Origin of the sequence: Myxococcus sp. CA023 (genome assembly GCF_010998615.1) — a bacterium.
GTDB lineage: Bacteria > Myxococcota > Myxococcia > Myxococcales > Myxococcaceae > Myxococcus.
In genome coordinates this window covers 1-6,585 of record NZ_JAAEAH010000151.1, presented here as the reverse complement: position 1 = coordinate 6,585, position 6,585 = coordinate 1, and the positions used below count along the sequence as shown (strand labels likewise).

At 70.5% G+C, this 6,585-nt stretch carries 8 protein-coding genes and 1 pseudogene; 2 read left to right on the top strand and 7 right to left on the bottom strand.

Annotation, left to right across the window (positions count from 1 at the left end; all coding sequences use genetic code 11):
• Window positions 1–649, bottom strand: a pseudogene (locus tag F8M74_RS36755) (FrgA protein); the annotation flags it as partial.
• Window positions 650–701: 52 nt separating this feature from the next.
• Window positions 702–1,538 (bottom strand): RDD family protein, encoded by an 837-nt coding sequence (locus F8M74_RS36750; RefSeq protein ID WP_228560937.1) that lies wholly within the window; start codon window positions 1,536–1,538, stop codon window positions 702–704.
• 111 nt (window positions 1,539–1,649) lie between these two features.
• On the opposite strand from F8M74_RS36750, the gene F8M74_RS36745 reads away from it, so the two are divergent.
• Window positions 1,650–2,063: a hypothetical protein gene (locus F8M74_RS36745; RefSeq protein ID WP_141259159.1), complete on the top strand. Its 414-nt coding sequence runs from the start codon at window positions 1,650–1,652 to the stop codon at window positions 2,061–2,063.
• 459 nt (window positions 2,064–2,522) lie between these two features.
• On the opposite strand, the gene F8M74_RS36740 is transcribed toward F8M74_RS36745, so the two are convergent.
• Entirely contained in the window at window positions 2,523–2,789 is a 267-nt protein-coding gene (locus F8M74_RS36740; protein WP_090484944.1) for a GlsB/YeaQ/YmgE family stress response membrane protein, read from the bottom strand.
• 110 nt (window positions 2,790–2,899) lie between these two features.
• Window positions 2,900–3,634: a 16S rRNA (uracil(1498)-N(3))-methyltransferase gene (locus tag F8M74_RS36735; protein ID WP_141259084.1), complete on the bottom strand. Its 735-nt coding sequence runs from the start codon at window positions 3,632–3,634 to the stop codon at window positions 2,900–2,902.
• Between the two features lie 188 nt (window positions 3,635–3,822).
• Here F8M74_RS36735 and F8M74_RS36730 point away from each other — a divergent pair, with 188 nt between their 5' ends.
• Window positions 3,823–5,112 (top strand): adenylate/guanylate cyclase domain-containing protein, encoded by a 1,290-nt coding sequence (locus F8M74_RS36730; RefSeq protein WP_216620814.1) that lies wholly within the window; start codon window positions 3,823–3,825, stop codon window positions 5,110–5,112.
• A gap of 22 nt (window positions 5,113–5,134) precedes the next feature.
• On the opposite strand, the gene F8M74_RS36725 is transcribed toward F8M74_RS36730, so the two are convergent.
• The 3 genes from F8M74_RS36725 to F8M74_RS36715 form a co-directional block, all read right to left on the bottom strand.
• Window positions 5,135–5,650 (bottom strand): DUF962 domain-containing protein, encoded by a 516-nt coding sequence (locus tag F8M74_RS36725; protein WP_141259086.1) that lies wholly within the window; start codon window positions 5,648–5,650, stop codon window positions 5,135–5,137.
• 9 nt (window positions 5,651–5,659) lie between these two features.
• The gene (locus tag F8M74_RS36720) at window positions 5,660–6,148 is read right to left on the bottom strand and encodes a DUF962 domain-containing protein (protein ID WP_140860945.1); all 489 of its coding nucleotides are present in this window, start codon (window positions 6,146–6,148) and stop codon (window positions 5,660–5,662) included.
• Window positions 6,149–6,255: 107 nt separating this feature from the next.
• Window positions 6,256–6,585, bottom strand: a 330-nt coding sequence (locus tag F8M74_RS36715; RefSeq protein ID WP_141617004.1) for a helix-turn-helix transcriptional regulator, incomplete at its 5' end; no start/stop codon positions are given.

The following is a 6,585-nucleotide window of genomic DNA, read 5'->3' as shown; positions in this document are numbered from 1 at the left end:
GCCGCTGGGGGCTCGCGGGGGCCTCGGGACGAGGGGCCGCGGCCTGGGGCGCGGCGCTGGTCTCCACGGCGAGGGGCTCTTGCGCGACGGAGCGAGCCAACCGCTCCACCATGTCCGCGGTGAGCGACTCCTCTTCCATGGACGCGGCGGGCGGCGGTGGCGGCGTGGCCGCCTGGGCTTCCGGATCCAACGCCGCCGCGAGCTTCGCGAAGCGCGGGGCCAGGGGCTGGCGGTAGATGGTGGAGACCCACTCGCGGACGCGCACCTCGGTGGCCACCCAGAGCTCGAGCGGCTTGCCCAGGAGGAAGCCGACCTCGTCGAGCTCCTTCTTGGGCACCGGGTAGCCGCTGGCGACGTGCAGCGTGTTTCCGTCCAGGGACAGGGGGACGACGCAGAGGCGCTCGGCGATTTTGGGCGGGATGAAGGAGGCGACTTCGGGATTGGGCTCGAAGTCCATCAGGTTCACCGGCATGAAGCCGGAGACCTCTCCGAGCATCGCGAGCACGTCCGCCTCGCTGGCGACGCCCTGCTCCAACAGCACGGAGTCCACCTGCCCGCCCAGGGTCTGGTGCTGACGCAGCACCTCCCCCGCCCTCTCCTGCGTGAGAAGCATGCGTGAGACGAGGAACTGGGCGAGACGGGCGGGCATGTAGGACGCGGCATCTTACGGCCGCGGCCGCAAGGCACAATGAGCCGGTGGTTCAGCTCGGTTGAACGACGAAGGTGGACGTCAGCTTGTCATGAAGCGTCTGCCCGCGCCGGTCGAAAAGCGCCATCCAGAAGCCACCAAGGAAGAAGACGAAGGACACGCCGGAAAGCAGGGCGCGCACGATGGCTCGTCCCGGTGCCGGGGCGATCCCATGTGTGTCCACCAGCCGCAGCCCCAGGAGCAGCCGTCCGAGCGTCCGGCCATTCCAGAGGAAGGCCGCCACCGCGCAGTATACGAGCGCGAGCACCAGAACGAGGAAAAACCCGGGCAGGAGGATGGTGTGGAAGGCGCGCAGCCAGGCCACGAAGCCATCGAACCCCGTCAGCCCCGCTTCCGGCGTCTTCAGCCCGGTCACCGATGAGGCCAGGGTGATGTAGAGCGCCGCCACGCCGGCGATGGCTGCGGTGTCGATGGTGAAGGAGAGCAGCCGTCGCCACAGGGAGGCCGGGCGGGCGCGCACTTCCGTGACGCCCGAGGCGGACTTGACCTGGGCCTTGGACGGGGGCGCCTTGATGGCCTCGGAGCGCGCCACTCCCACGGACACGCCGGGGAGGAGCGACTCCATGTTCGGCAGGGCCGAAGGGGCCGCGGCCGGGGACTCCATCGCCGGGAGACCCGTGGAGGCGGCTTCCGCGTGCTCCATGCGAGGCAGTCCGGAAGTGGACGCGGCGGGAGGCGCCGCCTGCTCCATGCGGGGCAGGCCCGCGGGAGGTGCCGCCTGCTCCATGCGGGGCAGGCCAACGGGCGCAATCGCAGGAGCCGCCAGCTGTGCCGGGGCCTGCGGGCGCGGCGCGGGCGCCACCGGCGGCGTTCCATAGGCCGGCGTCATGGGAGAACCCGTCGCGGGCTGGGGCTGAGCGGCGCGAGGCGCGGCGGCACCTGGCTGAGGCGGGCGCTGTGCGGCACCCGGCTGCGCGGCGTGAGGCAGTGCGGCTCCCGCATGCGGAGGTGCAGCGCCAGGCTGCGCGGACCGAGGAGCGGCCTGCTGAGGCGCGGCGGCACCTGGCTGCGCGGCGTGGGGCAGTGCGGCACCGGCCTGCTGAAGCGCGGCGGCACCGGGCTGCGCGGCGCGGGGCGCGGCCTGCTGGGGCGCGGCTCCGGGCTGAGCGGGACGAGGCGCGGCGGCACCGGGCTGCGCGGCGCGAGGCGCGGCGACACTCGGCTGAGCGGCTCCGGCCTGCTGAGGCGCGGCGGCACCTGGCTGCGCGGCGCGGGGCGCGGCCTGCTGAGGCGCGGCGGCCCAAGGCGCAACGGCACCCGGCTGCGCGGCGTGTGGCAGTGTGGCACCGGCCTGCTGAGGCGCGACGGCACCCGGCTGCGCGGCGCGGAGGGCGGCGGCACCCGGCTGTTGTAGTGGCCGGGGCGGGGCGGCCGGCTGCGCCGCGCGAGGCATGGCGGGGCCCGGCAGCGGCGTGGACAGGGGGGAGACGGAGGGGGGCGGCGGCGGCGCATGCTGCGCCAGGTCGGCGAACGCGGGCGTGCCCGGGAGCGTCGATAGCTCTTCCTCGCGTTGCTCCGTGCGGCGGTCGATGCGGATGTCGCGATCGAGGAGGCTGGGCACTCCGGGTGAGCGGACAGTGACGGTGTCGCAGGCCGCGCACTCACCCACGGGTGGAAGCATGGCACCGCACTTCAAGCACTTGGACAACGGACTCCTCCCGGCTGGACGACTGCTACATGAAAAGACAGCCATGAGCCGGGGGCAAGAAAAGTGCGAGCCCCCGAGGTCCCTTGCTCGAAGGACCGTCAGGGGCTCATCACCGTGTCATGCGCATGTCCCACGGGGGGACGTCGCGTGGAGAGTCCTTCACTCTCAGGCATGTACCCGTCGCCGTCCGGCTGCGCCCACCAGCAGGAGCACGACGATTGCGCCAATCACCGACATGATGATGCCTGAAGGCCTCAGGTCGAAGAGCCGACCATCACGCTGGAACAGCGAACCGACAAGGCCGCCCACGAGCGAACCGACCATTCCGAGCAAGGTCGTTGCGATGAGCCCCATGCTCTGCTTCCCGGGGAGGATGGCGCGGGCGATGAGACCCGCGATGAGGCCGATGACGATGAATGCGATGATCCCCATGAGTGTCTCTCCTGTGTTGAGGGTCCCCCTGAGGTCCCCTACGGCAGAAACGTAGGAATCATCTTCGGACAGTGTGAACCGCCCACTCCGTGCGGTCGGCTGCCCCCCTGCTACCCGAGTTCGCCGTCCAGGTGCATCATCACCGCCAGCGCCGCGAGCGCCGCCGTCTCGGTACGGAGGATGCGCTTGCCCAGGGTGACTGGCCGCGCGCCCAGGGCCATCAAGGCATCCACTTCTTCACGCGCAAGCCCCCCTTCGGGGCCAATCACCAGTGCCACGGCGGTGCCCGTGCCCGCGGCCCGGAACGCTTCGCCCAAGGGCACGGCCGATTCTTCCTCGTCGAGCACGAGCAGCACGGTGCCCGCGGTCAGCGAGCGAGCCGCATCCAGCAGTGGGGCGGGCGTGGCCACGCGTGGCACGTCGTTCCTGCGGCACTGCCGCGCGGCCTCCTCGACAATCTTCGTCCACCGGGAGGTGCGCTCCTCCGCGCGCTTGGGCTCGAGCTTCACGACACTTCGCGCCGTGGCCACGGGGTGGAAGGCGGTGGCGCCCAGCTCGGTGCCTTTCTGGAGCACCAGCTCCAGCTTGTCGCCCTTGGGCAGGCCTTGAAGGATGCTGACCTCGCGGCGCGGGGGGGCCACGCGCGCGGTGCCCAACGTCACGCGCACGACATCCGGCGTGACGTGGGCCACGCGGGCCTCGAAGGCCCGGCCCTTTCCGTCGAAGACCTCCAGCGCGTCGCCTTCCTCCAGCCGCAGGACATGCAGGAGGTAGTGACGACGCTCGCCGGTCAGCTCCACTTCGGCGGGAGCGGGCTCGGGCAACGGGGCGAAGAGGCGGACCAAGGCGATTTCTCCAGAGCGCGGGGGGCTGGACTCTGACCCTGGGGGCCACCGACTTCAAGGTGTCAGGTCGGCAGACAGTTGCTCCGTACGCGTCCTGGTATGCGCAAAAGATGCGCTGACTGCGGAAGCCCAGGGCCCTCGCTGTCCGTGGGGGAGTTGAGGCACGATAGCGAGCAGTGCTCGTCACCATGCGCCGCAGCGACAAAGCCACATCACACTCCAACGAAGACGTGGTGCTGGCGACCAGCTCGCTTCAGGGCGAGCGCCGCGTGGCCATCGTCCGCGTCCTGGTGGTGTTGCTGATGGCGGTCAGCCAGGTCGTCATCGCCTGGGGCGGAGGGGAGACGTACTCGGCACCGGTGGACGGCGTGCGCCTGCAGGCGATGGCCGCGTACGTGCTCTTCTCCGTCGTCGCCATCGTCGTGCTGCTGCTCCAGAGGCCGCACCCGAACCGGGCCCGGTGGTTGCCCGTGCCCACGACGCTGGCGGACACCAGCTTCTTCTCCTTCATGGCGTGGCACACCTGGCGCATCTCCGGCGTCTTCGATGCCGGCATGTTGTGCGCCAGCCTGGGCATGGTGCTGGCGTTCTCCGTGGTGCGTTACTCGTGGTGGCACGTGCTGTTATCCACGGTGCTGTCCAGCGGCGCCTACGCGCTGCTCGCGTGGATGACGGGGCACGGCTCGGTGGCGCGCACCAGCTTCGTCCTCATCTGCTACGCCGCCTTGGGCGCGCTCATCGCGCTGACGAACTCGGAAGTGGGTGGCATGTTCCTCAATTTGCGGCGCCGCGACGGCCTGTCCCGCTTCCTGCCCCGGCAGGTGGTGGAGCGGGTGATGCAACTGGGGGATGACTCCCTCCAGCCGGTGCAGCGCGACGTCACCATCCTCTTCAGCGACATCCGCGACTTCACCACGCTGAGCGAGACGCTGGACCCGGGACAGGTGCTGGAGTTGCTGGACGACTACTTCGGGCACATGGCCCACATCGTCATGGCGCGCCACGGCATCGTGAACAAGTTCCTGGGTGACGGGATGCTCGCGTGCTGGGGCGTTCCGGATGCGCGCGAGAACCACGCGGAGCTGGCCATGCGGGCGGCGCTCGACATGCGCGCCAAGCTGGAGGACATCAACGCCCAGCGCGTGCAGCGAGGCCTGCCGCCGCTGCGCATCGGCATCGGGCTGCACACCGGCATGGTGGCGGCGGGCATGCTCGGCGGCGCCGAGCAGCACGAGTACACCGTCATCGGTGACGCGGTGAACCTGGCGTCTCGCGTGGAGGGCCTCACCAAGTCACACGGCGTGGACATCCTGGTGAGCGAGCGGACGTGGCAGATGAGCGGCGGGCATTTCACGGGCGAGCGCCTGGGCGAAGCGCACGTGAAGGGCCGGCGGGAGTCCGTGGTCGTCTACTCCCTGCACGGCCCGCGCACCCATGAGGACGTACCGCCCGTGCTCAAGGCCGCGGCGGGCACGTAGCGCCTCGCCGCGGCTTGGGCGCTCAGGCGGGCTGTGACACGCCGGGGCCCGTCATCACCTCGGCCCGCAGCGTCTGCTTCATGCCCAGCGAGAACAGGGCCACGGTGAGCAGGTACACGGGCTCGATGAAGAAGAGCAGGGGCCCGCCCAGGGACAGGCCATGCGTCTTCTTCTCGAAGACGACGTGCGCTCCGACGACGAGCGCGAAGCGCACGGTCATGACGCCCACCGCCACCGCGGCGGCGGTGCCCACCGGAAACCTCGCGACGACGGCCTCCGCGGCGAGCAGCGTGGGCACCAGGGGCAGCGCCATCAGCAGCCCCGCCGTCCACTCCAGGGAGACGGCGTAGAGGACCACCGCGAGCAGCAGCACGTGCGCCGCCGTGAGCGCCGCGTCACCCACGGGCAGCCGGACGAAGCTGAGCGGAACGAGCAACGCGAAGATGAACATGTAGGCCCCCACGAAGTGCACGGCGCGGCTGACGCCGTTCTCATGCAGGGGCAACCAGACGCGCAGCTTGTCGGCGAAGCTCGTCATGGCGTGGGACTACGCGCGGACCGGGGTGGTGGCGGCCTGTTGCGGCTTGAGGACGTAGTCCCCCAGAAGCACCGCGACGAAGAAGAGCGGCCCCACCAGCGCGTGCACCAGGTTGGTGAGGAAGGAAGGCGACTTCTTCTCCCACACGCTGTGCCCGGCCAACTGCACCAGCCACGCGAACGCGGCCATGACCACCACGCTCCACGTGGGCATCATCCGGCCCACCGGGAAGCACGCGGCCATGAAGAGCACCACGATGATGCCCAGCTTCACGTCGGCGCGCAGGTACCAGACGGCCGCCAGGGCCAACACCACCATGCCCAGCGTCAGCGAGCCGCCGGGAATCGCGGGCACCGCCAGCAGGTGCACCCAGTCCAGCATCGCGACGATGTGGAGCACGATGAGCGGGATGGCGATCTTGTGCGTCAGCCGGTTCGTCGGGTGCTGATGCGAGGAGTAGTACTCGTCGAAGAGGGCGACGACATGGGGCTTGAGCATGCGTCCTCCGGAAGCGAAGGGGTGTGGATGCTCCGCAGCGTAGGGGAAGTGGCGCCGGGTTTCCTGGCCGCGGACGCCAATCTCCTGGCCGAGCACGCCACCCGGGTTCAGCCCGCTTCGGGCCTTTCGCGCCAGACGCGGGGCGTCATGCCCGTCCACCGCTTGAAGGCGCGGTCGAAGGTGCTCAGCTCCGAGTACCCCAGGAGGAAGGCGACCTCGCTGACCCCCAGGTGCGCGTCCCTCAGGTAGTCGAAGGCCAGCTCACGGCGCACTGCGTCGACCTCGTCCTGGAAGGACGTGGCGTGCTCGGCGAGCCGGCGCTGGAGGGTGCGGGGGCTGACGTGGAGCTGCCGGGCCACGTCGCCCATCTGCGGCGCTCCGTCCCGCAGGGAGGCGCGGAGGGCGTCGCGGACCTGTTGCAGGAAGGGGGGCGTGGG

What these genes read in the sequence shown, in the direction of transcription:
- F8M74_RS36750 (WP_228560937.1), bottom strand. Translation starts at nt 1,538, where the DNA reads ATGACGCCGGCCTATGGAACGCCGCCGGTGGCGCCCGCGCCGCGCCCG.
- F8M74_RS36745 (WP_141259159.1), top strand. Translation starts at nt 1,650, where the DNA reads ATGCGGAGGTGCAGCGCCAGGCTGCGCGGACCGAGGAGCGGCCTGCTG.
- F8M74_RS36740 (WP_090484944.1), bottom strand. Translation starts at nt 2,789, where the DNA reads ATGGGGATCATCGCATTCATCGTCATCGGCCTCATCGCGGGTCTCATC.
- F8M74_RS36730 (WP_216620814.1), top strand. Translation starts at nt 3,823, where the DNA reads ATGCGCCGCAGCGACAAAGCCACATCACACTCCAACGAAGACGTGGTG.
- F8M74_RS36725 (WP_141259086.1), bottom strand. Translation starts at nt 5,650, where the DNA reads ATGACGAGCTTCGCCGACAAGCTGCGCGTCTGGTTGCCCCTGCATGAG.
- F8M74_RS36720 (WP_140860945.1), bottom strand. Translation starts at nt 6,148, where the DNA reads ATGCTCAAGCCCCATGTCGTCGCCCTCTTCGACGAGTACTACTCCTCG.